The sequence below is a fragment of the Polymorphobacter sp. PAMC 29334 genome, assembly GCF_019431245.1.
In the GTDB taxonomy this organism is placed as follows: domain Bacteria; phylum Pseudomonadota; class Alphaproteobacteria; order Sphingomonadales; family Sphingomonadaceae; genus Polymorphobacter_B; species Polymorphobacter_B megasporae.
This window is the reverse complement of record NZ_CP080243.1, coordinates 2,930,507-2,956,357: the sequence shown is the minus strand read 5'-3', so window position 1 is coordinate 2,956,357 and position 25,851 is coordinate 2,930,507. Positions and strand designations below refer to the sequence as shown.

Annotated in this window: 24 protein-coding genes; 12 read left to right on the top strand and 12 right to left on the bottom strand. The window is 65.5% G+C overall.

Annotated features, from left to right (window positions below; translation table 11 throughout):
• Nucleotides 1-30: 30 nt before the first annotated feature.
• From KZX46_RS17735 to KZX46_RS17710, 6 genes are read left to right on the top strand one after another with little or no spacing between them, the layout of a single operon-like run.
• A complete protein-coding gene (locus KZX46_RS17735) occupies nucleotides 31-663 on the top strand; it encodes a hypothetical protein (RefSeq protein ID WP_219775080.1) in 633 nt (210 codons plus the stop codon).
• Nucleotides 660-1,907 (top strand): DUF4350 domain-containing protein, encoded by a 1,248-nt coding sequence (locus KZX46_RS17730; RefSeq protein ID WP_219775079.1) that lies wholly within the window; start codon nucleotides 660-662, stop codon nucleotides 1,905-1,907. Before KZX46_RS17735 ends, KZX46_RS17730 begins: the two co-directional genes overlap by 4 nt.
• Entirely contained in the window at nucleotides 1,897-2,853 is a 957-nt protein-coding gene (locus tag KZX46_RS17725) for a MoxR family ATPase (RefSeq protein ID WP_219775078.1), read from the top strand. The genes KZX46_RS17730 and KZX46_RS17725 overlap by 11 nt, the downstream gene beginning before the upstream one ends.
• Nucleotides 2,850-4,151 (top strand): DUF58 domain-containing protein, encoded by a 1,302-nt coding sequence (locus KZX46_RS17720; RefSeq protein WP_219775077.1) that lies wholly within the window; start codon nucleotides 2,850-2,852, stop codon nucleotides 4,149-4,151. Before KZX46_RS17725 ends, KZX46_RS17720 begins: the two co-directional genes overlap by 4 nt.
• The gene (locus KZX46_RS17715; RefSeq protein ID WP_219775076.1) at nucleotides 4,148-5,134 is read left to right on the top strand and encodes a stage II sporulation protein M; all 987 of its coding nucleotides are present in this window, start codon (nucleotides 4,148-4,150) and stop codon (nucleotides 5,132-5,134) included. Before KZX46_RS17720 ends, KZX46_RS17715 begins: the two co-directional genes overlap by 4 nt.
• Complete coding sequence (locus KZX46_RS17710; protein WP_219775075.1) at nucleotides 5,131-6,030, top strand: RDD family protein; 900 nt, start codon at nucleotides 5,131-5,133, stop codon at nucleotides 6,028-6,030. The genes KZX46_RS17715 and KZX46_RS17710 overlap by 4 nt, the downstream gene beginning before the upstream one ends.
• A gap of 199 nt (nucleotides 6,031-6,229) precedes the next feature.
• Here KZX46_RS17710 and KZX46_RS17705 read toward each other — a convergent pair whose 3' ends face one another.
• From KZX46_RS17705 to KZX46_RS17685, 6 genes are all read right to left on the bottom strand, one after another.
• Nucleotides 6,230-7,126 carry a glycerophosphodiester phosphodiesterase family protein gene (locus KZX46_RS17705; protein WP_219775074.1) on the bottom strand — a complete coding sequence of 299 codons (897 nt, stop codon included), beginning with the start codon at nucleotides 7,124-7,126 and terminating at the stop codon, nucleotides 6,230-6,232.
• Entirely contained in the window at nucleotides 7,119-7,916 is a 798-nt protein-coding gene (locus tag KZX46_RS17700; protein ID WP_219775073.1) for a glycerophosphodiester phosphodiesterase, read from the bottom strand. The genes KZX46_RS17705 and KZX46_RS17700 overlap by 8 nt, the downstream gene beginning before the upstream one ends.
• Complete coding sequence (locus KZX46_RS17695) at nucleotides 7,913-9,196, bottom strand: MFS transporter (RefSeq protein WP_219775072.1); 1,284 nt, start codon at nucleotides 9,194-9,196, stop codon at nucleotides 7,913-7,915. The genes KZX46_RS17700 and KZX46_RS17695 overlap by 4 nt, the downstream gene beginning before the upstream one ends.
• A gap of 91 nt (nucleotides 9,197-9,287) precedes the next feature.
• Entirely contained in the window at nucleotides 9,288-9,416 is a 129-nt protein-coding gene (locus KZX46_RS23275; RefSeq protein WP_255615083.1) for a hypothetical protein, read from the bottom strand.
• A gap of 39 nt (nucleotides 9,417-9,455) precedes the next feature.
• A complete protein-coding gene (locus tag KZX46_RS17690; RefSeq protein ID WP_219775071.1) occupies nucleotides 9,456-12,008 on the bottom strand; it encodes a TonB-dependent receptor in 2,553 nt (850 codons plus the stop codon).
• A 235-nt stretch (nucleotides 12,009-12,243) separates the two neighbouring features.
• On the bottom strand, nucleotides 12,244-13,101 hold the full coding sequence (locus KZX46_RS17685; protein WP_219775070.1) for a LysR substrate-binding domain-containing protein: 858 nt from the start codon (nucleotides 13,099-13,101) through the stop codon (nucleotides 12,244-12,246).
• A 235-nt stretch (nucleotides 13,102-13,336) separates the two neighbouring features.
• Between KZX46_RS17685 and KZX46_RS17680 the strand changes: the two genes are divergently transcribed.
• Nucleotides 13,337-14,227 carry a PEP-CTERM sorting domain-containing protein gene (locus KZX46_RS17680; protein ID WP_219775069.1) on the top strand — a complete coding sequence of 297 codons (891 nt, stop codon included), beginning with the start codon at nucleotides 13,337-13,339 and terminating at the stop codon, nucleotides 14,225-14,227.
• Nucleotides 14,228-14,539: 312 nt separating this feature from the next.
• Entirely contained in the window at nucleotides 14,540-14,863 is a 324-nt protein-coding gene (locus KZX46_RS17675) for a glutathione binding-like protein (protein ID WP_219775068.1), read from the top strand.
• Nucleotides 14,864-15,062: 199 nt separating this feature from the next.
• Here the strand turns inward: KZX46_RS17675 and KZX46_RS17670 are convergent, their stop codons facing one another.
• From KZX46_RS17670 to KZX46_RS17660, 3 genes are all read right to left on the bottom strand, one after another.
• Nucleotides 15,063-15,677: a rhomboid family intramembrane serine protease gene (locus KZX46_RS17670; protein WP_219775067.1), complete on the bottom strand. Its 615-nt coding sequence runs from the start codon at nucleotides 15,675-15,677 to the stop codon at nucleotides 15,063-15,065.
• A 135-nt stretch (nucleotides 15,678-15,812) separates the two neighbouring features.
• Nucleotides 15,813-16,796, bottom strand: a complete 984-nt coding sequence (locus tag KZX46_RS17665) for an amidohydrolase family protein (RefSeq protein WP_219775066.1) — start codon at nucleotides 16,794-16,796, stop codon at nucleotides 15,813-15,815.
• 11 nt (nucleotides 16,797-16,807) lie between these two features.
• Entirely contained in the window at nucleotides 16,808-17,521 is a 714-nt protein-coding gene (locus KZX46_RS17660) for an SDR family oxidoreductase (protein ID WP_219775065.1), read from the bottom strand.
• Nucleotides 17,522-17,992: 471 nt separating this feature from the next.
• Here KZX46_RS17660 and KZX46_RS17655 point away from each other — a divergent pair, with 471 nt between their 5' ends.
• Both KZX46_RS17655 and KZX46_RS17650 read left to right on the top strand, forming a co-directional pair.
• Nucleotides 17,993-18,352 carry a hypothetical protein gene (locus KZX46_RS17655; RefSeq protein WP_219775064.1) on the top strand — a complete coding sequence of 120 codons (360 nt, stop codon included), beginning with the start codon at nucleotides 17,993-17,995 and terminating at the stop codon, nucleotides 18,350-18,352.
• A gap of 107 nt (nucleotides 18,353-18,459) precedes the next feature.
• Nucleotides 18,460-18,717, top strand: coding sequence for a glutaredoxin domain-containing protein (locus KZX46_RS17650; protein ID WP_219775063.1), 258 nt, complete (start codon nucleotides 18,460-18,462; stop codon nucleotides 18,715-18,717).
• A gap of 132 nt (nucleotides 18,718-18,849) precedes the next feature.
• On the opposite strand, the gene KZX46_RS17645 is transcribed toward KZX46_RS17650, so the two are convergent.
• Nucleotides 18,850-22,038 (bottom strand): DEAD/DEAH box helicase, encoded by a 3,189-nt coding sequence (locus tag KZX46_RS17645; protein WP_219775062.1) that lies wholly within the window; start codon nucleotides 22,036-22,038, stop codon nucleotides 18,850-18,852.
• Between the two features lie 321 nt (nucleotides 22,039-22,359).
• Between KZX46_RS17645 and KZX46_RS17640 the strand changes: the two genes are divergently transcribed.
• Both KZX46_RS17640 and KZX46_RS17635 read left to right on the top strand, forming a co-directional pair.
• Complete coding sequence (locus KZX46_RS17640) at nucleotides 22,360-23,220, top strand: alpha/beta fold hydrolase (protein ID WP_219775061.1); 861 nt, start codon at nucleotides 22,360-22,362, stop codon at nucleotides 23,218-23,220.
• Between the two features lie 316 nt (nucleotides 23,221-23,536).
• Complete coding sequence (locus KZX46_RS17635) at nucleotides 23,537-24,010, top strand: BLUF domain-containing protein (RefSeq protein ID WP_219775060.1); 474 nt, start codon at nucleotides 23,537-23,539, stop codon at nucleotides 24,008-24,010.
• An 84-nt stretch (nucleotides 24,011-24,094) separates the two neighbouring features.
• Here the strand turns inward: KZX46_RS17635 and KZX46_RS17630 are convergent, their stop codons facing one another.
• Both KZX46_RS17630 and hpnK read right to left on the bottom strand, forming a co-directional pair.
• Entirely contained in the window at nucleotides 24,095-25,054 is a 960-nt protein-coding gene (locus KZX46_RS17630) for a lysylphosphatidylglycerol synthase domain-containing protein (RefSeq protein WP_219775059.1), read from the bottom strand.
• A complete protein-coding gene (gene hpnK / locus KZX46_RS17625) occupies nucleotides 25,051-25,848 on the bottom strand; it encodes a hopanoid biosynthesis-associated protein HpnK (protein WP_219775058.1) in 798 nt (265 codons plus the stop codon). Before hpnK ends, KZX46_RS17630 begins: the two co-directional genes overlap by 4 nt.
• Nucleotides 25,849-25,851: the final 3 nt, after the last annotated feature.

Here is a 25,851-nt window from a genome sequence, read left to right as displayed (position 1 = left end):
AAACCATGAGCCTAAGCGATCGGGGACAGGATGGGGGAGCGGGCGACGACGGCGATTGACCGCATTGCGGCTGCGCACCAGCGGCTGCTCGCCGACGGGTCGACTCAGGTCGAACTGCCCGCATATCACGCGCCCGAGCCGCCAGCTTGGGCGAAGGCGCTTGGCGAGTGGCTCCATCGCCACGCCAGCGAGTTCGCCGCGCTCGGCCCGGTCGTCAAATTTGCCTTCTGGGGCGGGCTTGCGCTTCTCGTCGGCCTGCTTCTTCTCGGCGTATACCGCTGGCTCGCGCCGCGGTTTCGCCGCGACTCTACTGAGGCGGTTGCCGACGTAGGCTGGCGCCCCGACGCGGCCCCAGCACGGGCGTTGCTCGCCGAGGCTGATGCGCTCGCCAGCCGCGGCGAATTTGCCGCCGCCGCGCGCCTCGTCCTCCTCCGCAGTGTCGAGCAGATCGAGGCGCACCGGTCCGACAGCCTTGCTCCAGCGCTGACAAGCCGCGACATCGCCCGGTCGCCTCGCCTGCCCGGTGACGTCGCCACCGCCTTCGCGCTGATCACCGAGGTCGTCGAAACCGGGCTGTTCGCCGCGCGCCCGGTCGGGGCGGACGCGTGGACCCGCGCGCGCACGGCGTACGAAGGCGTAGCGTTTCCGGCGGCATGGGCATGACCGAACCCGCTGTCGGAGCAGCATCAAACCCCGCCGCCGGAGCGGCATCGGGCAAAGCCGCCCCGTTCAACCGCGTCGTCCTGTTCGTCCTACTGTCCGTCGGCGTTGTCAGCGCGGTCGCCTTCGCCTTCCTCACTGCCTACGCCCCCGCACTCGACGCGGCGCATAACCGTGGCGGCCATGCCCTATCGCGCGCCGGGACCGGCTTCAGCGCGATCGTCGACCTTGCGACGGCGAGCGGGACGCCGACCCGCTTGTCGCACGATGACCGGCCCGGCGACGCGGGGCTGCTCGTCCTTACCCCCGAAGCCGGCACCAGCCCGGCGCAAGTGGACCGGCTGGTCCGCGCGCGTGACGGCGAGCCGACGCTTATCATCGTCCCGAAATGGGAGACCTCGCCGATTCCGATCCGCCCGACGTGGATCGAAACCCACGGCCTCGTCGCCGCACCGGACGCACCGCTATCGACGGTCGCCCCCGGTGTGGGCGTGACGACACGAGCGGCGCGGCGTGGCGAGCGTCTGACCGCGCCGGGCATCGCCGGGGTCGACACGTTTCCCGCGCCGGCAGTCCTCCAGCGCCTCGAGCCCGCCGCCGGCCTCGACGCGATCGTGACCGCCGCCGACGGCAGCGTCGTTCTCGGCTGGCAGACGAAACATAATATCTTCATTCTTGCCGACCCCGACCTGCTCGACAACGCCGGGATGCGCGATCTCGCCGGCGCGCGCATTGCCATCGCGCTTCTGCGCGACCTCGGTGCCGCGAAGGACGGCGGACTTGTCTTCGACGTCACGCTCAACGGCTTCGGCGGCGGCCGCGACCTGCTGCGGCTGATGCTCGAGCCGCCGTTCCTCGGGCTGACGCTCGCGCTCGTCGCGGTCGCCGGGCTCGCCGTCTGGCAGGCAGCGATCCGCTTCGGGACGCCCGTCGTGCCGGGCCGCGCGATCGCCTTCGGCAGTGCCGCGTTGATCGACAACATCGCCGCGGTGATCGCGACGGCGAGGCGCGAAGGCGCAATCGCCCCGCGCTACGCGGCGCTCGCAGGCGCGACCGTCGCCGCGCACCGGCATGCTCCGACGGGATTGACCGACCGCGAGCGGGCCGCATGGCTCGACCGTGTCGGTACCGCGCCGCGCTTCAGCGTCCTCGCCCACGACGCGACCCTCGTCGAGACGCCCGCTGCGGCGCTGGCCAGCGCGCGTGCCCTTCACCGCTGGCAGATGGAAGCCGTTCATGACCGTTGACGACGTCAGGGAGCTCGCAGCCAGGATCGAGGCCGAGGTCGGCAAGGCGGTCGTCGGGCAGGGCACCGCCGTCCGCCGCCTGCTCATCGCGCTGTTCGCGTCGGGCCACGTGCTTCTTGAGGGGCCGCCCGGCGTCGCCAAGACGCTGCTCGCGCAGTGCTTCGCTGCGGCGACCGGCCTCGCTTACGGCCGCGTCCAGTTCACCCCCGACCTGATGCCCGGCGACATCATCGGCGCGAACCTGTTCAACTTCCAGACGAGCGCGTTCACGCTGACGCGCGGGCCGATCTTCACCGAGCTGCTGCTGGCCGACGAGATCAACCGCACCCCGCCCAAGACGCAGGCCGCGCTGCTCGAGGCAATGCAGGAACGCCAGGTCACGATCGACGGCACGACTTACCCGCTGGGGGCGAGGTTCATGGTCGTCGCAACGCAAAATCCGATCGAGAACCAGGGCGTCTATCCGCTGCCCGAGGCACAGCTCGACCGCTTCCTGTTCAAGTACGTCCTCGGCTACCCCGACGCCGCCGACGAGCGCGCCATCGTGATCGCCCACGGCAACCGCTTCGGCGTCGCGACGCCGGCCGGGTGGCATGTCGCGGCGCAGGCCGACGCGGCGTTGCTCGGCGAAGCCGTCGCGACGGTGGAGGCAGTCCGGCTCGTCGACGAGGTGGTCGACTATATCGTCGCTCTCGTCCGCGCGACGCGCACCACCGCCGACCTGTCGTCGGGAGCGAGCCCGCGCGCCGCGGTCATGCTCGCCGGCGCGGCGCGGGCAGCCGCCGCGCTCGACGGCCGCGACTATGTCCTGCCCGACGACGTCAAGGCGCTCGCCCCCGACGTCTTGCGTCACCGCGTCGTCGTGTCGCCAGCGGCCGAAATCGACGGGGTCCCGGTCGACCGCGTCATCGCCGGTCTGATCGAGGCAACGGCGGCCCCGCGGTGATCTATCCGACGCGGCGCCTCGTCCTCGCGGCGGCGCTCGGCGCGCCGGTGGCGCTGCTCGTCGGGATCCTCGCGCCGGCTTTGTGGCTGCTACCGCTCGGTTGGGTGTTGCTGTTGCTGCTGCTCGCCGCCGCCGATGTCGCTGCCGCGGTGACGCCGGGCACGCTCACACTCGCGGCTCCGGTATCGGTGGGCGTCGGCGAGCGCTTCGGGCTCCCCTTGTCGTTGTCCCAGCCGCACTCGCGACGCGCCGAGGCGTCGGTTGGCGGCGACGCGCGGCTCGACCTTGGCGGCGGCCGCTCGCGGCTCGCGGCGGGGGCGACGGTTTCGGAGACCGCGCTGATCCCGGCGACGGCGCTGCGTCGCGGCATCGCGATGCTCGGTGAACTGACGTTGCGCTGGCAGGGGCCGCTCGGACTGGTCTGGCGGCAGCGGGCGACGCGCCTCGACCGCAGCGTGCTGGTCACCCCCGACGTCCGCAGCGTGCGCGGCGAGTCCGTAGCGCTGCTTAGCCGGGAGGCTCGAACGGGCTCGACGGTGTGGCGTGAAACCGGCCAGGGCGGTGAATTCGACGCATTGGCCCAGTATCAGCCCGGCATGGACCGGCGGCGGATCGACTGGAAGGCGTCGGCGCGGCATTCGGCGCTGTTCGCCAAGGAATATCGCGCCGAGCGCGACAACAACATCGTCCTCGCCTTCGACTGCGGGCGGACGATGGTCGAGCCCGTCGCCGGCGTCGCGCGGCTCGACAGGGCGATCAGCGCCGGACTGCTCATCGCATATCTCTCGCTCAAGCTCGGCGACCGGGTGACGCTGTTCGGCTTCGACTCGCGGCCGCGGCTGGCGAGCGCGGCGCTGACCGGCACGCCGGCCTTCGCCGACGTCCGCCGACTGGCGGGCAGGCTCGACTGTAGCTCCGACGAGACCAACTTCACGCTCGGCCTGTCGACGCTCGCGGCGCGGCTCGAGCGCCGGTCGCTGATCATCCTGTTCACCGATTTCACCGACGCGATTTCCGCGGAGCTGATGCTGCGTTCGGTCGGAAGGCTGCTCGAGCGTCACGTCCTGCTGTGCGTCGTGCTGAACCACGAGGTGCTCGAGGCGCTCGTCGCCGCCGAGCCGCTCACCGCCGACGACGTCACCCGGGCCGTCATCGCCGCCGACCTGCTCCGCGAGCGGCGCATCGTCCTGACGCGGCTGCGGCGGATGGGGGTCGAAGTCCTCGAGGCGTCGTGGCGCGACCTCGGCCCGGCGCTCGCCGAACGCTACCTCGACGCGCGCCGCCGGCGGTTGCGATGACCGGCCTCGTCGTCGGCAGCCGCCGCTTCCGCGCCGACCGTGAGGCCGACTGGTCGGCGCTCGAGGCCCTGCTCGACCGCGCCGACAAGACATCGCTGCGCAGGCTGTCGGACGACGATCTTCTGGCGCTGCCGCGCCTGTATCGTGCGGCGGTTTCGTCGCTGTCGGTTGCGCGCGCGACGTCGCTCGACGCCGACCTCGTGGCCTATCTCGAGGCGCTTTCGGCGCGCGCGTATTTCTTCGTGTACGGGGTGCGTGGCGGGCTGGCAGCCCGGGCGGCGCGCTTCGTCCTGCGCGATCTCCCGGCGGCGGTGCGCGGGCTCGCGGTCGAGACCCTGGTTGCGCTTGCGCTGCTCGCGCTCGGCACGGTGATCGGGTTCATCCTCGTGAACCGCGACCCCGCATGGTACGCGTCGTTCGTGCCGGAAGCCCTCGCCCACGGCCGCGATCCGCAAGCGACGACGGCGAGCCTGCGGGCGACGCTGAGCGGGGGCGGCGACCAGCCGCTCGCGCTCCTCGCGGGCTTCCTGTTCACGAACAATGCGCGCGTTGCGATCGGCGCGTTCGCGCTCGGCTTTGCCGCCGCGGTCCCGACGGCGCTGCTGATGCTGTCGACTGGGACCATGCTCGGTGCGTTCTTCGCGTTGTTCGGCGGGCGCGGGCTCGGCATCGAACTCGGCGGCTGGTTGATGATCCACGGCACGACTGAATTGTTCGCCGTCGTTCTCGCCGGGGCGGCGGGGCTGCGGATCGGCGGCGCAGTGATCTTTCCCGGGGCCTCGACGCGGATTGCCGCGGCGCAGGCTGCCGGGCGGCAGGCAGCGACGGTGATGATCGGCGTCGCGGCGATGCTGTTCGTCGCCGGGCTGCTCGAAGGCTTCGCCCGCCAGCTCGTTACCGGGACGGTGGCGCGCTACGCGATCGCGGGCGCGATGTTCGCGCTCTGGTCGGGCTACTTCTATCTTCCGCGGCGAACGCGATGAGCGTTCGCCGGGCCGACGACGACGCCCGCGCGCTGGTCACGCCCGAGGGCGTCGTCCTGACACTTCAGCTCGCTGGCAGCGGGCAGCGATTGTGGGCGTTCGTCCTCGATCTCGCGATGATGACGGGCGTGCTTGTTGCGCTCACGATCGCGGCGCTGGTCCTCGCGGGGTCGCTCGCGCTGACGCTGCCCGGCGGCGGCTCGGTCATGTTCCAGATCGTCGGCGTCATCTGGCTGCTGGCCGCCTTCGTCCTGCGCAATCTGTGGTTCGTGCTGTTCGAGGCGGGGCGGCGAACGGCGACGCCGGGTAAGCGGATCGTCGGCCTGCGGGTCGCTGCGCGCGACGGCGATCGGCTGACGATCGACGCCCTCGTCGCGCGCAACCTCGTCCGCGAGCTCGAATTCTTCCTGCCGCTCTCGTTCCTCGCGTATCAGGCGGGAGCCGGGCAGGCGAGTGCGTGGACCGCGCTCGCCGGCATCGGCTGGACGATCGGCTTTGCAGTGCTGCCGCTGTTCAACCACGACCGGCTCCGCGTCGGCGACATCCTTGCGGGCACCTGGGTGCTGCGCGCGCCGCGCCGTCGCCTCGGCGTCGATGTCACCGAACGCGGCGCGGCCACCGCCGGCCTGATCTTCACCGACGCGCAACTCGCCGCCTACGGCGTGTTCGAACTCCAGACGCTCGAGGACGTCCTTCGCCGCAGCGAGGTCAACCCGATGCGCCGCCGCCCCGACGATCCCGTGATCGCGGTCGCGGCGAGCATCCGCCGCAAGATCGGCTTCAAGGGCGGCGACGACTTGGCCTTTCTCACCGCTTATTACGCGGCGCTGCTGGCCCGCCTCGAACGGCAGAACCTGTTCGGCAAGACGCGGCGCGACAAGCACGAAGTGATGTAATCCGGCGACGCACAACCGGCGCAATGTGTCAGCGCTTTCCGTGAAATTTTAGATCGTGATGAAGACCTTACTAGAGCCGGACTACTGTGCTCTCTCGTTTATATTGACCGTGAAGGGGTGTCCGATTTCAGGACGCCACCGAGCCAGTTGGCAACTATATAATTTACGAAGTAAAGTATTGAATTGCCGTCGCAGTCGATCAATCGAGATCTGCACCCCAGTCGAAACCCGATACCGTGCTGCTATAGACTCCAAGTTCTGCCATTCGCCGCACGTCATCGCCGAGTGCGAGGCCCCACGGGCCGACGCGCAGGCCGTGCGATTCAGCCTCGACGATGCGGTCGGCGGTGACATCCTTGAAGTATGGCGACCATTCCATGCCGCCATGCGCCTTGATCGCGGCCATCTCCGATCCGAACTCGGCGGGATCGTGACCGTCGCGCCAAGGCGAGCGACCTTCGGCATCAAGCTTCGCCTGCGGGGCAAGTGCGGCAGGAATGGTGAGATGCGCCGTCATCACGCCAGGGCTGCGCAGGGCGGACAGGCGCAGGACTTGCCAGTCGAACGCGATAATCTTGGCATGGTCGACATAGCCGGCAGCTTCCAGGTCGCGGAATACCGCCTCGACGATCAGCTCGGGAGCCGGCGCCTCAGCAAGGTTCTGCGGGTCGGTCTTGATCTCGACATACAGCAGCCGACGTGGACCGGACGCTGCCGTCAGCGCGGCCAGCAATTCGGGCAGGGTCGGTACGTGGACGCCGTCCATCTGTTCGCGATCTGGATACTGCAGCGGCGTGGCGAGATCGGGCCGGGTCCGACCGACGTCGTACCGGCGCAGCTCGGCGAGGGTCATGTCCTTCAGCGGGCCGCTGGCCGCATCGAGCCAGACACCATCCAGCCGGGTATGGTCGGCACTGAACCGATAATCGTGGTGCGCAACGACGTGGCCATCTGATGTCAGTTGCACATCGATCTCGATGCCGTCGATGGGCAATTCGAGGCAGCGCAATGTTGCCTCCAGCGTGTTGGCGGGCCACAGCGCATATCCGGTTGCGCCTGCGATCAGAAGGGGCTTGGGCGAAACGGGCTCAGACATCGGAATTCCTTGCGTCTAGGGATGAAAGAATTTGCAGCATGGCATCGGGCCGATCGGTGGTGACGGCATCGACGCCAAGCGCCAAAACGCGAGCAAAATCGTCTGCGGAGTTCACGGTCCACGCCCATACGGCAAGACCGAGGACCCGTGCGCGGGCCACCGCCTGCGCTGTCAGGTCCCGATACTGGCATGACCAGATCGTCCCGCCGGCGGCGTGGATACGGTCCAGCGCGGAAAGCGCTTCCATGCCCGGTCCCGCCTCCTGCCGCCAGCGTTCGAGATAGGCGAGATAGTCGCGGGGGTCGGTCATTCCCGTCTGCTCCTGCGTCAGTCCGGCCAACCAGCGCACCGCCATCGTGTGGAATGCGGTGGGGTATTCGGGCAGGATCGCGCGGGCGTGGGTCATCGCACCGAGGTCGAACGACGCAAGCGTGACCCGTTCGGGCCGCCCGTGCTTTCGCAGCAGCGGCGCGGCACTTTCCAGCACCCTGCGCCCGTGGTCCGCCAGACCGTCAGCCCAGGGTGTTGCCTTGACGTCGATGACCAGCCCCATGTCGGGCCGGATCTCGGCGACCAGCGCCAGCACGTCGGCGAGCGTTGGTGCCCCGTCGGCGACGCTGGCCGGGCCGAGCAAGTCGTGGCGCGCCACCAGCGATCCATCGCCCAGCAATTGCAGGTCGAACTCAAAGGCATCGGCGTCCGACCGCATCGCGCGGGCAAAGGCAGCGAGCGTGTTCTCCGGCGCATGTTCCAGCCCGCCGCGGTGCGCGATCAGCAATGGACGGCTCATCGTGCCGCCACCAGCGCAAGGCCGTCGAGCCGCCGCCGGATGGTCGACAGCGCGCGGGCGTCGAGCGGGAACCGCCAGATCAAAGCGATCGCCCCGAACTTGAGCAGCGACGGCAGGTAAAGGTGCGACGCCTGCAGGCCGAACACCGCCAAGGCATTGTGAGTGTGACTGCCCGGATCATAGCCGAACGCGCCGAGCAGCATGAACGCCAACCCTGCGCCGAATGCGATGCCGAACTTGTTGATCAGCGCCTGCACCGCGAAGAAGGTCCCGGCCTTGCCCGATCCGCTGCGCAGCATCTCGTAGTCGACGACGTCGCCGAGCACCGCCGGCGATGCAACGTTGGCGATCGAATACGTCGCGCCGGCAAGCGCCACCAGGACGAGCATCGGAATAAGCGACGCTTCGCCTGGGGGCAGCAGCGCCATCGGCGGGTAGCACAAGGCGGTCAGGAACAGGCCTGCCGCCCAGGCACGGTGCTTGCCGATCCGGGCGATGACCCGCGTCCACAGCGGCAACGCGAGGAAGTTCGCGCCGACATAGACGACGAGCACCAGCCAGATCCAGCGGCCGAAGCCCATGTAGCTGGCCTGGTAAATGAAGACCAAGGCGCTGAAGACGCCATCTGACAGCCCGTTCAACGTCGCCGAGCCGATATAGATCTGCAACGGCCGGTTGCGGCGCAGTGCGGTGACGAAGCTACGCAAAGCTGCGGGTTGGCGCAGGGTTGTTTGACGCTCCCGGGGCACCAGAAACAGCGCGAGCGGCACGGTAACCAGCAGCAGTATCGCCACCGTCCAGACGATGAAGATTAGAACTTCGGGCGAGTATTCGGTGCTGCGAAAGATCGGCAGTGCAGGAATGAGCGAAAACACCAGACTGCCGACATAACCGGCACCGGCACGATAGGTGAACAACGTGGCGCGCGTTTGATAGTCGCCGGCAAGTTCACTGCCCCAAGCGTCATAAGGAACGCTGAACAAGCTCCAGCCCAAGAAGAACGCCATCGACGCCCAAAGGAAATAGGCGACGCTCGCACCCTGTTCCGGCATCACCAGAGCGGCAAAGGCGATGTACAGCACGACCGCGCCGGCGATTAGCCAGGGTTTACGCCGCCCGATTGGCGACCGCGTCGCGTCCGACAGCGCGCCCGCCCCAAAATCGAACACCACGTCGGATAGGCGGGTGACCAGCAGCACCAGCCCGATCGATGCCGCCGACAGCCCGACGAACGTGCCGTAAAAACCGGGGACGATGACCCCGGCGGCATAGATCATCATTGTTGCCGGGACGCCGGGCGCCGAATAGCAGAGCAGTTGCCAGGCGGAGAGCTTAGACCGGGCCACAGCCGGGGGTACGGACATTCCGGCCTCAGAACCGCTTGCTGATGCTGAAGCCAAACAGGCGCGGATCGAGCAGCACCACCGAACGGGATACCCCGAGCGTTTCGGAATTGACGCCAATGCCGGTGACCACCGTCTTGTCGAAGACGTTCTTCACGTACATCTGCACCTGCAGATCCGTGTCGCGAAGGTTGAATTAAACACTCAGGTTGACGGTGTTCCAGCCGTTCAGCCGATTGTCCTCGTTGTTGTAGATATCGGTGTAGAAACTCGACTGATGGTAGACGTCGCCGCGCGCGACCGCCTGCCAGTCGTGGCCGAGGTCGAGCGCATATTGCGCGCCGAGCGTGGCGGTGAAGCTCGGCGCATTGGGCAGGCGCTTGCCCTTCAGGTTGACCGGATCGCCGGTGCTGGTCGGCAGGACGATGCCGAGCGCGGCAAGCGAATTCTTGCTCGGATCGCGGCTTGCATAGGCGCCGTTGGGCGCTGCCTCGGTCGGGCAGGCACCGGTCAGTACGTTGGCTGCGACCTTGCCCGCGTTGATCAGCGTGATCAGCTTGGCGACATCGGCGACCGCTGCGACGCAGCCCGAAGTCAGCGACTTCAGATAGATCAGCGACGGGTCGCCTTGGAGCCGGTCATAGGTATCGACCGACGATCCCGCGCCGATCGAGCTGTGCAGATAGCCGGCCTGCGCGTTGAACCGGAGGCGATCGGTCGGCGACCAAGTGGTCTCGACCTCGACACCATAGATTTTCGCATCGACGTTGGCGGTCGCTTCGTTGAGCCCCTGACCCTGGGAGATCTGGTAGCCCTTGTAGTCATAATGGAAGGCCGTCAGGTTCAGCGTCGCGTGATCGTCGAATAGCGTGTTCTTGGTACCGATCTCGAACGAATTGACGAACTCCGGCGCATAGATCGGCGGTACTTCGACGACGTTTGGCGGATTGAAGCCGCCTGCCTTGTAGCCGCGCGAGAAGGATGCATAGACAAGCGTCTTGTCGGTGAACGACAGCATCGGCCGCCAGTCGACATTGGCGCGCCCGGTCAGTTCGCCGAAATTGGCACGCTGCTCGACAAGCGTATCCGGAAAGCCCTTGCCGTCGGTCAGGATCGTGATCGGATAGTTGGTATAGTCCTTGTGGTCGCTGGTGTAGCGTAGGCCCGCAGTGACCCGCACCGTGTCGCTGGCCTGCCAATAAATCTCCCCAAAGGCGGCTCGCGAGTTCAGCGTATACGGATTGTAGGCATCGAAGTAATTATGCCCCTGGCTGTTCGGATTGGCATTGGGATCGATGTAGGAGTTACCACCCAACAGATTGCGGATCGCGGTGACCGCAGTCTCCCCGTTCGATAGAATGAAAATGTTATTGAAGCGATTTAGGTGCATGTAGAACGCACCGAGGTTGAAGTTGACTGGTCCCGAAAAGGACGATTGCAACCGGATTTCCTGACTCCACTGCTTGGTGCGGTAGACATCGTAGTCGGTGTCGAGGTTGAGGAAACGCGATGTGCCGGTCTGGGGGTCGGTAAAGACGCCGCCGGGCGTCACGACCGTATTGTTGAACGGGATGGTAGCGCTCTGGAATTCGGCGCGCGTGTCCAGCCGGTCATTGGAATATGCAGTCAGCGAGGTGAGCTGCAGGTTGGGCGTGACATCCCACTGCAAGTTCAGCTGGAACAGGTCGTTGCGCGCCTTGTAGGTCGGATCGATGTTCTGCGAGAGGGTGCGCTGGTCGCCCGATTGGCTGCCCCCGTTCACATCCCCGGACACCAGGCCGTAAAGGTAGGACAGCGACCCGCCGAGCGTCGCCACGCTGTTGACGTTGCCGGTCTGCGACGACTGGCTGTGGATCGAGTCCTTTAGGCAGCCGCGGCTAAGGAAGTTGCGCGCTGCCAAGGTGTTGACCGTGACGCCGCCGACGCTCGATGGGCCGACGTCCTTGCTGCACAGGAACTTCTGGCCACCGAACCGCGAGTCGTCCTCGTTGAAATGTTCCCACATCGCAAAGGCGTGGAAGTTCGAACTGGGAGTGAAGGCGAGCGTGGCGCGGGTCGAATACAGGTTACGTGCGTCGATATCGTTGCCGGTCACCGAGTTCTGCTGGAACCCGTCTCGCTTTAGCGCGCTGCCAGCGACGCGCAGGCTGAACACCGGTCCCAGCGGCACGTTGATCATGCCCTGCAGCTTGCGGCTGTCGTAATTGCCATAGCCGCCGCTGAGGCTCGCTTCGAATTTGTCGACCGGCTTGTTGGTGATGACGTCGATGACGCCGCCGGTGGCGTTGCGACCATAGAGCGTACCCTGCGGCCCGCGCAGCACCTCTATCCGCTGGACGTCGAAGAATTCGGCATCGGCAAGCCGGTTGACCGCCAGCGGTGCATTATTCTCGTCCACCCCGACGCCGGTGTCCGCCGTCGTCGAGACGACCTGATAACCGACGCCGCGGATCGAATAGTTGGTCGACCCAAAGGCAGCGCGCGTGAACGACATGTTCGGCACAGCCCGTTCCAGATCGGACCCGTCACTCACCTGGCGGGTCTTCAGGTCGGAGCCGGATAACGCGGTGATTGCGAGTGGCACATTGTTGATCAGCTCTGATCGACGCTGCGCGGTGACGACGATTTCGCCGTCGCCGCCTGCCTCGGCCTGCGCCGCCGCGACATCCTGCGCCGACGCGCCCTGCGGCACCGTCAGCGCGAAGAACGATAAGGCTGCCGTCTGTAGAACTGTAGACTTCATGGTCATTGCGAGCCCCGCGATTGCAAAATATGCGATTAGATAATCTTGGGCTGCGAATAGGCAGGAACGCTGCTGGCGGAAATCGCAATTTCTGGCGCTGGAGTTGAGCTAGATGCAACGCGCAACACAGAAATACAGTGATTCTGACGCAAATTAATATTACGATTGACGTAATTCGGTAACATCAGCCATTTGATATTTGCTGACGTGAGGCGAGCACGACCTCTGCTTGAGCGAAAAGCTAGCTACGAAAGCGACGGACCATCGGTTTGTCGACGTCGCGTTTGCGGCAGACGAAATACATCGATCGCGCACTCACCAGGCGCTGCGGAAACGGTGCGACCAAGCGGCCCTTCTGCAGGTCGCGATGACAGATGATGTCGGTGCCGATCGTCAGCCCAAGTCCGTTGACTGCTGCGTCGAGTGCCAGCGAGAACGTGTCGTAGCGGTGCCCGCGTCCTTCGAGCAGGTCCGGGCGCCCGACAAGCTGCAGCCATTCCGCCCAGATCGACGGCATCGTGTTGAGATGCAGCAGCCGGTGGTCGGCAATCTCGTTGAGCACCGCCGGATGACGGCTTAGCAAAGTCGGACTGCACACCGGAAAAAGCTCCAGGCTCAACAGCCGTTCGGCGTGGAAGCCCGGCGGCGGTTCCTTGGCGACCTGCAGGACGACGTCGATTGCCTCGCTCTCGAGCAGGTTGAAGTAACCCAGGCTGTCGAGCCGCAACTCCGTATTTGGATATTGCTCGTAGAACGAGGCGACCCGCGGCAGCAGCCAATAGGACGCGAACGATTGCGGCAGGGCGACACACAATGTGTTGGCCTGGCGCGTCCGCTTCAATTGCGCCCCCGCGGCGCGCAGCGAACCGAAGGCGGGACCGGTCAGCTTATAATAGGTTTCGCCGTCCGGGGTCAGCATTAGCGCCTTGTTGCCGCGGATGAAGAGCTGCACCTCCAGGTCTTCTTCGAGACTCTGGATGCGGCGGCTGATTGCCGATTTGGTGATGTTGAGTTCGCCGGCAGCCTTCGTGAAACTGAGCGATTCTGCGACAAGGACAAACGCCTCGATGGCGCGCAACGGGGGAAGACGCTGAACCAAGCGCGTACCTGACTGGAAACTCGATAATCGCAGCCTGCCTACGTCGATCGTGTGACAACTTCGCACCAAGCTCGAAAGGGGAGGTCCGCTTTCGGGAAATGGCCTAGCGGCTTGGAACGGTTGAGATTGCGTCCATCAGCCGGCCACCTATCGATTAGTGCTCCGGATAGCATCCTTGAGCAGGCAGCGCGATCCGCGCATTAGGTGGCAAATCGAGCTATCTCAGGAACGCCTCATGCCATCTTTGCTGCGACGTTGCGTCAGCCGAATTGCCAGCATGTTGCTGCTCTGCATGATGATTTCCGGCAGTCCGGCGCCGGGTCGTACGATCCTGTTCGTCGGGAACAGCTTTACCTTCGGCGCGAACTCGCCGGTCATGCGTTATCATCCCGAGCGGGTTGCCGATCTTAACCGCGAAGGGATCGGCGGCGTCCCCGCCCTGTTCAAGACGTTTGTCGATGAAGCCGGGCTGGACTGGACAGTGAGCCTGGAGACGTCGCCGGGCAAGGATCTGGCGTGGCACCTGGTCAGCAAGCGTGGGTTGATCGACCGACCTTGGGACGTGGTGATCTTGCAGGGTTACAGTACGCTGGACGCGGAGCGGCCGGGCGATCCGACGCGCCACATCGCCGCCGCACTGACCCTGGCCGCCCTTTTTCACGCTCGAAATCCGCAGGTGCAGGTGGATCTGATGGCAACCTGGTCCCGGGCCGACCAGACCTATCTGCCGGATGGTCACTGGTACCATCAGCTGATCGCTCAAATGGCAGACGATCTTCTCGCCGTCAGTCGTCAGGCGCTGACGACTGGCTCGGGGCTGCATGCGGTCGTGCCGGTCGGGACCGCGTGGAACCGTGCAATGCGCGACGGCCTGGCAGACCCAGACCCGTATGATGGATTGGCCTTTGGGCAGGTAAGCCTTTGGACTTGGGACCAATACCACGCCAGCGCCGAGGGATATTACCTCGATGCTCTGGTCGTTTTTGGAACGGTGACCGGCCTTGATCCGCGCAACTTGCCTGAAAAAGAGCGTGCCGCTGACGACCTCGGTCTCAACCCCAAGGTGGCGGCTCAGCTGCGCAGCGTCGCTGCAGCGGAGCTCGCAGCCCAGCGAAACGCAACGTGACCAGGTGTGGAGGCTCACCGGTCGACGAGCGCCCGTTTACCGGAACCGGCATGATAGGGTTGAGCGTTCGCAATTGGGTCGTCCCGGCGGACGGCGGTTGATGGAGGGAGAACGTCGCGCCGGAACCAACGTCCAGTGCCTGGGAGCGAATAATTGCCCTGAGCGGTCGGCATTGGGTCCAAGCCGCCAACATATCGCTGCTGGGCAGATGGCGGGATCGCTAGTTTCGATGGCAAGCGCCTCCAACGCGGCCGCGTTGTCCTCGCGATAGCGCCTGGCGACCGCAGCGCCGAGATCGGCCTTGCTCGGAAAATGATGCTAAATGCTTGCGGCTTTGATCCCGACGTCGTCCGCGAGATCGCGGAAATTCAGCCCGCCATAGCCGCGCGCCTGGACAAGGCGCTGCGCGGCGCGCGTTTTTTCGATGGAGTCCTTACAACCCAGCCGTTTGTGGCGGGCGAAGCCTTTTCGATGGCGGACATCACCGTGATCGCGGGATTTGTCTTCGCAAAAATCGTGGGTCTAGAGATCCCGACCGAGCTGGTCAGCCTTCATGCCTGGTATGTTAGGATGCGCGAACGTCTGAGCGTGATACACTGGCAGGAGATGCACTTGACCGATCGGCGGGCAGCCTGATCAGACCCGGCGGTCTAGGCGGCGTAGACCGCAAGGGCTTCCAGCGCCGCACATTATGCGCATGCAGGTATGGATCTATGGCGTAAATCCGGTGGAAGCGTCGGTACGTAGACCTGCCGGACTGTCATCGGCCAAGACCAAACTGTCGCCCGATATCTGCCAGGCGGCAACCGACCCCGCGCTGATAGCTGACGTGCGATCAGGCTCGGCTGCGTGTCGGCCGGATGCCGAGAGCGACCGTCGCATATGCTGCACCGATCAGGACTGCGGCCCCATGGATGTCGTACCGAAAGCAGAGCGCGACGGCGATCATCAAGCCAATCACGCCGCTTATTCGTGGCCGGAGCAAGCGCGCGTCCTTGAGCGTTGATACAAGCAGCGCGCCTGCCAAGCTCATGTAAGCAATTGAGTTGCCAGCGCCGATGGGTTGCCAGCGGATGGCGATCAGCTCGGTTAGGATGCCGCCGCCGAAGTAGATGAGGCTCCAGTGCAGGCGACCAAACTTATTCTCCGCTACCCGTCCGACGACCACCATCATCATAATGTTGAACAAGCCACCGATCAGCCAATGATCCTGTACGAAGAGGGAGGCGACGACGCGATACCATTCGCCCGATCTAATTGCCCCCGCATTCCTGCCCAAAAGTGCCAGCAGCGTCGGGTATACGAGTTGCCCCAACAGGCCTGCTGCAACCAGCGACGCAAGGGAGATTGTGAGTACCGGTAAAGCTTGGCGGCGGGTTGCAGCAGCCCCCGAATTACCGACGCTGCAGAAAACGATGGCGATCAGGCTCAGGACACCGACGAAATCCATGCTGGAACCTACGACAAGTCCAGCTCGACCGGAAAGGGGGGGGTGATCGAGCGGCGGACAAAAACTCGGTCGCGATGCACCCGATAAGCAACAAGCGTCCGTTCTCAGGGAAAGCTTTGATCCTCTGATCGATCGCTACTGGAGGCACGAAGCCGTTAGCCGGAGCCAATTGCCGTGAGCGAACGCGGCCTTGTCAGCATCGCCCAGCCCGCATTCAGAAAGGAAGCGACGGGCGTCCTCGCCGGGGCGGTACTGGTAGGGATAGTCGGTCGAGAACAATAGCCGGTCCGTGCCGACAATCGCCACCGCTCGCTCGAGATAGTGCGGAAGAAACATGCCGCTGGCGGTCACGTAAAGATTGTGGCGCAGGTAGTGCGCGATCGGGTGCGACAGACCCGAAACGCGGTCCATCACCGCAAGACGCTCGGCGTAGAAAAGGACGAGCTCGCCCCAATGGCCGAGGATCACCTGAAGGCCGGGCAAGCGATCGAAGGTGCCAGCCAGGACCAGCCGCAGGAACTGTATGCCGGCATCATAGTGCCAGCCAAGCCCCACGGTCGCGAAGCCGGCATCGACGAGCGGCGAGAAGCCTGAATAATAAGCGTCGCGCACCGCCATTGGCGGCGTGCGGGGATGCAGCAGCACGGGCACGCCTAGCATTGCCGCACAATCGAGGATTGGCGCAAACGCCAGATCGTCGAGATGGCGCGCGCCCACCCGGCCACACAGCATCGTGCCCTTGAAGCCTAGCGTCGAGATGCAGCGGTCGAGTTCGAGCGCTGCTTCATCGGGTATGGACACCGGCAATGTCGCCATCGCCTGAAACCGGGTCGGGTGGCGCGCAACCGCCTCCGCCACGGCGTCGTTGGTGCGCTGCGCCAACTCAACGCTTTCCCGGCCGAGATCGTGCAGCGCCGGCGTGGTCAGCGACAGCACCTGGATATCGAGGCCGCTTTCATCCATCAGCGCCAGCCGTTCGCCGGCGAGGTCCGCAAGGCGTCGCCCGACCACGCCTTGATTGTAGCCGACACTCGGATCGGACATTTCAAGACCGATCGCATTCCAGGCATTCGCGACCGCGGACGTGAGAAAGTGTTCCTCGATGCCGATCAGCTTCATCGGTGGCTCGATCACCATGGGACCGTGTTCCCGTTGCGATCGAGGAAGGCGAGGCCTGGTTGACCCTGACGGCCGAGCAAAACGTCGACGATCAGCGGAACGCTCTCCTCGATGCCGAACGGCGCCTTCGGACCGCCGAGCTGGGTTCGGATCCAGCCAGGTGCGATCAGTACGAGCGCGCGCGGATCATCGGCATGGCGTGCGGCGTAGCTTCGAAAGAGTTGGTTAAGGGCCGCCTTGCTGCTTCGGTAAACCTCGTGGAGTCCGTTGGTGTTGTTGGTAATACTGCCCTGGCCCGAAGACATGACTCCGATCAAGCCGTCGGCGCGAACGAGGTCGCGGCAAGCTTCGATCACGCGCAAGGGGCCGAGCGCGTTTGTCACCAGCACGCGCGCATATTCGTCGGTCGCGATTTCGCCGGCGATCTCGTCCTGCATGTTCGCGGTTCCGGCGTTGACGAACAGTACGTCGAATTGACGTCCAACGAGGCGATCGTGCAGCGCGTCGATCTGGTCCGGCTGCGCGATATCGACGATCTCGATCTCGACGCAATCGGGATGAGCGTCGGCGAGTTCGTGCAGTTCAGTCCGCGTTTCACCGCGCACCGTGGCGACGACATGCCACCCACGCTTAGTGAACTCAGTGGCCATGCCGAGGCCGAGGCCGCGGGATCCGCCAACGAGCAGGATCGTGCTGACGGTAGGCTTCGTCGTGTCTGGCGTCATACTGTGCTCCGAATATGTGTCGGCTAGATAGCGTCTCCTCTAATCACTGCGCCAGACGCAGCGAATGCATTGTATAGTTGCATGAGGCGCAGGTATTACCGTCACCGGATAGGCAGCGACGGATGCCGTAAACGATCTCGATCTCAACCCCTCGGTGCGCTGCTGACAGCCGCAATTACCGCCGCCTGCCGATACGTCGCGGCCTCCCACCGTGGAGCATTCATCGGCCTGGTCGATGCCGCGCTGGCTGAGCTCGGCCTAAGACGCAACACGATGGTCGTCGTGCGGGGCTTCTCCAACGCGATGCGGATCGCGAGGCAGTCAAATCTGGCAAATTCCTTCTGCTTGTCAGCAAGTGGATGTTTAAACGCCAACCACCGGTTCTTGATACGCTTCGACCGAAGGGTGCTCGTCCTCGCCCGCCTGAGCGGTTAGCGATACGTGTCGCCGCAGCAGGACTGGCCAGTACCGATGCCCGCACCATCATGGATGAGGAACGCCGAGCGAGCCGCTCGCGCGCTTGGTGCATCCACGGCGGGCCATGCCAGGGCCCGACACTCGGTCTACGTCGTCCTGCTCGATAACGCCGCGCGACGCGACACATGGGGCCTTTATGTGGGCCAGACGTCGCGGGATCCGGACTGGCGGTTCGATCAGCACAAGGCCGGCTACAAGGCGAGCAGCGCGGTCCGCCGCTTCGGCGTCCGCCTGCTGCCGGACCTCGTTCGGCACCTCAACCCGCTCCAAGGCTGGGAGTCGCTCGAGCTGGAGGCAGCGCTCGCCGACGCCTTCCGCGAAGCGGGAGTCGACTGGGTCGAGGGCGGCCATTGACCACGGCTATGCGATCGGGTGCGGCGGCACGACGAGGATGCCAGCGGGAACGCCATGCCGCTTAACTCGCTGTAGCGGCGCGGGCGCTTGTGTCCGAGGAGGCTGGTATGGCTCAAGAACAGACGGCAACGCTCTATCGTATGATCCTGCCCGACCACACCTGCCCATTCGGCGTTCGCGCCAAACAGATGCTGGAAGAAGCCGGGTTCCACGTCGACGACCGTATCCTGCGGTCACGCGAGGAGGTCGATGCGTTCGAGGCGAAGCACGGTGTCGACACGACCCCGCAGGTTTTCATTGATAATGAACGGATAGGCGGCAGCGACGATCTCGAGCGCTATTTGGGGCAGGGCAGGGGCCTCTAACGGTCGACTTCTCACATCAACTGGTGGCCAGCCGGACGAACGCCAGCTGTTTGCGACTAAGCACGCTGAACGATGCCAGTCGAAAACCGCCTCTTGGCTACCGACTAGATCAACACATGTCGCGCGGAGCGGTCACGTCTCCATCTGGGCGAGGAGTTCGCGGGTTCGCTCGACCCGCCTGGCACCGTCGTCGAGCGCTTCGGTCAGTAGGTAGCGTCCCTTCTTCCCCACCAGTCCAGCCGCAGCCGCGTCAACGCGCGAGTGCGGCCGGAGCGTCATCGCTATCGCCGCTGGCCCGGCTTCGACCTTGGCGATCGCCAAGGCGCGGGCCATTGCCCGAACCCGGGCGATGTCGAGCAGGACGGCGGCATCCGACGCGATCGGGCCGAAGCGGTCTTCGAGTTCGGCCTCGAATGCGTCGATTGCGTCGGGGTCGAGCAGACGAACGAGGCGACCGTAGAGCGACAGTCGCGCCTCGACGTCCGGAATCCAGTGTTCGGGCAGACGGCCGGCGAAGCCCAACCGCAGATCGGGCACCCAGTGGTCGACTGCCTCGCCGCGCGCAGCGCGCAAGGCAAGGCTCAAGAGATGCTGATACAGGTCGACGCCGATCAGCTTCAAATGGCCGGCCTGCGTGTCACCGAGCAGATCGCCCGCGCCGCGCATGTCGAGATCGCGCGCACTGATCGCAAAGCCCGCCCCTAGCCGATCAAACGCCTGCAGCGTGCGTAACCGCTTGAGCGTTGCGGCGACGATCGTCGCGCCCGGCTCGGTGACCAGCAGGACCTGCCCGCGTCGACCGCCACGCCCGACCCGCCCGCGCAACTGGTGCAGCTGCGACAGACCGAAACGGTCGGCGCGCCAAACGATCATGGTATTCGCGCGCGGAACATCGAGCCCCGCCTCGATGATGTTCGTCGCAAGCAGCACGTCGCCGTCGCCGTCGCCAAACCGCACCATCGCCTCGTCGATGTCGATCGCCGCCATTTTGCCGTGCGCTTCGCGGGTCGACAGCTCGGGGGCGATTTCGGCGAGCCGTGCGGCCATCGCAGCCATATCCTCGATCCGAGGAACGACGACGAAACTTTGGCCGCCGCGGCTCTTCTCGCGGAGCAGCGCGGTGCGAACGGTCACCGCGTCGAACTCGCCGACGCTTGTGCGGATCGGCTGCCGCCGCGCTGGTGGCGTGGCGATAACCGATAACTGCTGCAGCCCGACCAACGCGGTCTGAAGCGTTCGCGGGATGGGAGTCGCGGTTAGCGTCAGGATGTGCGCGTTTTCACTCAGGGCGCGCAGCTTCGCCTTGTCGGCCGCGCCAAAGCGCTGCTCCTCGTCGACGACGACGAGCGCAAGGTCGGCGTAGGCGACGCCTTTGCCGGCGACTGCGCCGGTGCCGACGACGATGTGCACCGTGCCGTCGGCAAGACCGGCCTTGACCGCCTTCTTTTCGGCGGCGCTCGACAGGCGAGAGAGTCCGGCAACCACCACATCGGTCCCGGCGAACCGCTTGCGGAAGGTGTCGAGATGCTGGCGGACGAGTACCGTCGTCGGCGCTGCAATCACAACTTGCCGACCGGCGAGCGCAACCATCGCGGCGGCACGAAGCGCAACCTCGGTCTTGCCGTAGCCGACGTCGCCGACGACAAGCCGGTCCATCGGATTGCTGCCAGCAAGATCATCGCGGACGGCGGCGATCGCGCGGAGCTGATCGGGCGTTTCGGTAAACTGGAACCCGGCGACAAAGCGTTCATAGGCCGCAACGTCGGGCACGATTGCGGGACATTTTCGATCAGCGCGCGCGGCGGCCAACGCCGTCAGTCCGCGTGCGCTCTCGGCGATCGCGGCATCGATCTCACCGCGCCGCTTTTGCCAGCCTGCGCCGTCGAGGCGATCGAGGGTAACAGCATCGGCGTCGGCGCCGTAGCGCCAGATGCGGTCGGCGTCGGCAACCGGCACGAGCCGCCGCGCACCAGCGGCGTATTCGAGCACGAAGGCATCGCCGTCGTCGCCGGGCAGCGCTTCCAGCCCGGAAATTACGCCGATCCCGAAATCCTCGTGGATCACAACGTCGCCGAGGCGCAGTTCGCTGATTTCCGCCAGCAGCGGGCTGCCGCCACCTGTAAGCGCATCGGCCGTCAGAGCGCGGCTGCCGAGCACGTCGGCCGCGGCGATAACGAGCAAGCCGGGCGCCTTCCAGCCGCGGTCGACCGGCATCTCCAACATACCGACCGCAGCTACATCGAAGGCTGTAACGGCTGACCATGACGCGGCTGCGACGGTTTCGATCTTTGCCTTGTGCAACTGGCGAGCGATAAACCGGTTGTCGCGCGCGGCACCGGCGATGACGACGCAAACGTCGTCGGAGAGGGCCGCCCTGATCGCCCGAACGAGGCTGCGCAGCGGGGACTTGCCCTCGACGAAGCGCGGTGCGTCGGCTGCGTCGGCGTCATTGAGTTCGATCTTGCATCTGCCAGCAAGAGCCGTCGACCAGCGCGATTCGTCAGCCACCGGCTCGACGCGTTGACCAGGCCGCGCACGGGCGGCGTCGGCGACGAGCGCGACGAAGCGGTCGCGGCGGCTTGCGACATTGGGATCAAGCCCGACGTCAGCGCCGGGAAGATGATCGAACAGCGTCACCGGGCAGTCGCCAAGCGACGGATCGGCGCTGCGTCCGATCTCGACGGATTCGAGTTCATCGCTGCTCAACTGGGTCGCGGGATCGTACACGCGAAGCGCCGCAATGCGCCCGTCGGCAATCTCCGCGCGCACGGGAAGGTCGGAGTCGGCCGGGAAAAGGTCGACAACTTGACCACGCACGGCGAACTCGCCCGGTTCATCGACGCGGTCATCGATCACGTAGCCGAGGCCGCCGAGCACGGTGCCGACGGTCTCGAGATCGCAGACTTCGCCGACGCGGAGAACGGGCAACGCAGCATCGAAGGCTGCGACCGGCGGGTACAGCCGTGTCGCGGCCTCGGCGCTGGCGATAAGTGCGACGCGCTGCTCGCTGTGTGCCGCCCTGGCCTTGTATAGCGCAGCGACGCGGCGACCGATATTCGCAGGCGACGCCGGCGCATCGTCACCCGGCAGCGCGTCGCTCGAAGGCACGTGTAAGATCAATGCCTCTGGAGCAGCCTGAGCCAGCGCGCTGGCGACGGCACCAGCGCGCTGCTCGTCGGTCGCGACGTAGATGACGTTCCCCTTGGCGAGCACTTCTGCAAGCCGCGTCGCAACCAGGCCTATGGATGCCGGTGTCGACCGATGCTCGACAGCCTCGCCGATATCGGCCGCTACGTCGCCCTCGTCACCCGCTGCTTGCATGAAGATCGAGAGCCTTTGCGTTGGAAGACAACGGGACACCGGGCCTGACCACGGCGTGCTTGGTGAAACGGAGTTGCCCGAGACGTCGTGTCCGGGTGGGCCGTTTGAACTGCGCCGCGCGCATCACCCGATCAACGGTCCCGGTTGACGCAGGGCCGACCCGTCGCATCTCGACTAACTTCGCACGACGGTCCGAGGCCCTACCAACTTTCGATAGAAAGCATTCCGATGATGCACGCTGCCGGGCGGCGATCGAAAGGGCCAAAGCAGCCTCGACACGACGGCGGTCCGCCGAGTGCGCGCGAACCAGGAGCAGCCGTCATGACCACCCAAATCCTTCACCGTACCGCCACGGTGAATGGCCGCACCATTTTCTACCGCGAAGCGGGTGACCCCAGCCGGCAGACCATCCTGCTGCTCCACGGGCTGCCGACCAGCAGCCAGATGTTTCGCGATCTGATGCCGGCGCTGGCCGACCGGTTTCATTTGATCGCGCCGGATTACATCGGCTTTGGTCACTCCGATGCGCCGTCGCGGGATGAATTCGCCTACACCTTCGACAATCTCGCGAGCCATGTGGCGGGCTTGGTCGACGCGCTGGGGCTGGCGTCCTACGTACTCTATATGCAGGACTACGGCGGCCCCGTCGGCTTCCGCCTCTTCACCGCCCGTCCTGACAAGGTCGACGGCTTCATCATCCAGAACACCAACGCCTATATGGAAGGCGTTGGAGACGGGCCAAAAGCGGTGCTGATGCCGCTCTGGGAAAACCGCACGCCCGAAACCGAAAAGGCAGCGCGCGACTTCGTCAGCCTGGCGGGGACCAAATATCATTGGCTGGTGGGCGCCAAGAACCCCGAAGCGATCAACCCGGACAATTGGGTGCTGGATCAGGCTTTGCTCGACCGGCCCGGCAATGAGGATTGCCAAGTCGATCTCCTCGAGAACTACAAGAGCAACATTGCGCTCTATCCCGAATGGCAGGCGGCCTTCAGGGCGCATACGCCCAAAACCCTGATCGTCTGGGGGGAGCAGGACCCCTTCTTCATTCCGCCCGGGGCCCGCGCGTATCTGAACGACTTGCCCGACGCCAAGCTGGTCTGGCTCGATTCTGGCCACTACGTGCTTGACGAAAACGTCGTGCAGGTCGCAGCCGAGATCAAGACCGTGTTCGCCGCCTAACCCCAACTGCCGGCGGCCCGCGAGCGTCATCTTCGTTGAACGTCCACTTCGGGCTGCCGGTATTTGCAGCTTCAAGTCGCAGAAACCGTGGTTCGCGGCCAAGCTTACTCGCTCTTCGAGCGTTTGGCAGTCCGGCCGCTATCGGAATCTACGGCGCTCGACGTCTACGCTTCTTTCGTCATGCCCGTCGGGCTGGCGGACGGTGGAGACGGACGGCATCGCGAGCGTGCGGGTTACGCAGATAAAAAAGATGCGCTAACTCGGCCTGATTCACCGGGCGATACGGCTGCCTGGCATAGACACAGCGAGCCATCCCATGTTCGATGAACCCGGTTTCCCGCGCGGCGCTGACCAAGACGACGCCGCGCCCATGCTTTATACGTTCGTCTACTGCAGCCGTGCCGCCGAAGGCATTGACGACGTTGCGGTCGATCGGATCGTCGAGGCGGCACAACGCAGCAATCTCGCCCGTGGCATTACCGGGGTGCTGGTTTTCGGCAGCGGCGTCTTCTTCCAGTGGATCGAAGGGCCCGCCGCCCACGTGCAAAATCTGATCGCGAGCCTGCGTGGCGATCCGCGCCATTACGATGTCGTTTCGCTCGATTGGAGTGAGGAACGGCGCGAGCGGCTCTATCCGAACTGGGAGATGGAGCAGGTCAAGGCCGAGGACATCCGCGCGGTACTGCAGGACGCGCTCGGGAGCGCCGAAGACGAGACCAACGTCGCGGCGCTCAATCGGATTTTGGAACACCTTGATTCGGGGCCGCTAGCGTCACTTGGCCGAAGCTGATCGAAGCTTGCAGATCGAAACATCGAGCCAGGCGCATGGCTGGCGCGGCGATGTGGCCTTGGCCACAGCCGCAGACAGCAGGAGCTAAGCCAGTAACTTCCGCCCCTCGCTTGCCTGCCACCATAATAAAGCTGGCACCCCGATCGTCAGGTCGCGCGCGCGCTTGAGCAGCGACAGCGCCACCGCGACCTGCGGGTCGAGCCCGAACAAAGGGGCGAGGAGGAGGTACGCGCCTTCCTGTACACCCAGCGCGCCGGGGACGACGAAGGCGATCGAGCGGACGGCGAAGATCAGGCTTTCGATCGCCAGCACCGCGACCGGACCGATCGCGACCCCCATCAGCCGCAGCGCGAGCCACGCGCCGATGCCGCTCGCAACCCACGCCGCGAGGTTGAAGCCGAACGACCACGCCAGCGCGGCGCGGTCGCGGTAGATCGCCGCGAGCCGCGTCTGGACGGCGGCGAGGCCGGTAACCGACGCGGGCAACAGGCGCTCGCCGATCCGCGCGGCGGCGCTCAGCATCGGCTGCTGCCCGAACGCCAGTGCCGCGAGCAACGCGCACGTCAGGCCGAGTCCACCGAGGACGAGCTTGAGCACCCCGACGCTGTCGAATCCGCCGCCGAGCGCGAGGAGCAAAGCGCCGACGCCGAACAGGGTGAAGATCAATTGCGACGCCATCTCGGTCGTTAGGTCGGCGATCATCGAGGCGTAGGCGAGGTCGCTCGGCACGCGTTGCGCCGTCAGCGCGCGCCCGCCGACGACGAGGCCGCCGATCTGCGCAAAGGGGAGAACGTCGGTCGCCCCCTCGCGCACCGTCCGCGCCCATATGTACGCTCCGATTGGACCGCCGCCGGGCGCGACCGCACGCCATGCCGCGCCGAGCAGCCCGAGGACGATCGCGGTGTAGGCGACGTACACGACATAGCCGCCGACGCCGATCGCGCGGATCGCGGCGATGACCGGCTCGACCCCGACCGAACCGACGATCAGCGCGGCACCAATCAGCCCGACGACGGTGAGGAGGAGGATGATGACGCGCGTCATGCCGAGGCGAAACTTCCCAGCCGGGCACCCGCCGCGACGACTGCCGCGCGCACTTCGGGATCGATCAACGCGGCGAGTTCGTCGCGGTGGCGGTAGTCGAGGCCATGCCCAGGATAATCGTCGCGCGTCGCCGGATGAAAATAGATTTCGCTCAGGCCGTCGGGGAGGTGCTGGATAATTTCTCGAACGCGGTCGGCGGTCATCGCTCCCGACCAGCGCAGCCCGAACACCGCGTCGGGCACGGCGATCCCGTGCCCGCGGAAGCGGCGGCGAACGAGCTTCGCCCACGGGTCGGTCAACGACGGCGCCCCCGGCTCGATCGGCGCGCGCACCGCCTTGAGCCCGTAGCGTGCGCCGACGCGCGCGATCAGCCCGGCGATCGTCGGGTGGAGGTGGAAGTGCTTGTGCGCGTTGACGTGGTCGAGCGGCAGCCCAGTCGCGGCGAAGGCGGCAAACTGCGCCTCGATCTCCGCCGCGAGCTGGCTACGGGTCGCGGGGAGGAAGAACATCGCCGCCCCCGCGAGTGCCATGTTGTCGCGAAACCGGCCGTTGCGGTCGACGAGGCCGGGGACCTGCTCGGGAGGCAAGACCGGCGTGCTGTCAACGAGGACTAAATGAAGGCCGACTCCAAGATCCGGCATCGCTTTCGCCCGCCGAAGCGCATCGGCGGCAGCGGGCGCGCCGACCATCAGGCTTGCGGCGGTCAGAATGCCGCTGCGGTGCGCGATCTCGACCGCCTCGTTGACCGCAACGTCGTTGCCGAAGTCGTCGGCGGTGACGACAAGCCGCTTCAAGCG